This is a genomic window from Vibrio sp. Y176, from assembly GCF_033438945.1.
On record NZ_JAWOQS010000840.1, the window covers coordinates 1 to 590 of the forward strand.

A 590-nucleotide genomic window follows, 5' to 3' on the forward strand; every position below is an offset into this window, starting at 1 on the left:
AACTACAAAAAGCGGAGCGCAATAAAAACCTACGTTCAATCATGCTGACGTTGCCGTTGGTATGCTTTATTTTGCTCACATTTGCGTTTCCTATTTTAGAAATGCTTTATCGCAGTATCGACAACCGAGATATTCCGCAGGCCTTGCCGAAAACAATCCAAGCGTTAGCGCATTGGGATTATCAAGGGTTGCCAGATTCCGAAGTGGTAGAGGCATTTTCGGTTGAGCTGCTGGCACTGTATGAGACCAAAGCCCTGCCTAAAATCGCCAATCGCATGAACATAGAAGTCTCTGGCATGCGCAGTTTGATGATGAAAACGGGACGAAAATTGTCTCGTTTAGAAGTGCTTCCTACGTCAATAAAAGAACTGAGTAGGCTCGATAAACGCTGGGCGGATGCAAAACACTGGGTTGCTTTTAAGAACCTGAGCGGTGCGATAACCGTCAACCATTACCTTGCGGCATTGGATATGCAGGTGAACGAAATGGGCGAGATTGCAGCGCAGCCAGAAAAACGGCAGATCTACGTTGACCTTTTCTTTAAAACCTTTTGGATGTCGATCTTAATTACCGTGATTTGTTTGTTGGTG

1 pseudogene is annotated in these 590 nt (G+C 45.3%); it reads left to right on the top strand.

Annotated elements, in window-relative coordinates:
* A pseudogene (locus R7O13_RS28955) lies at positions 1 to 590 on the top strand (ABC transporter permease); the annotation flags it as partial.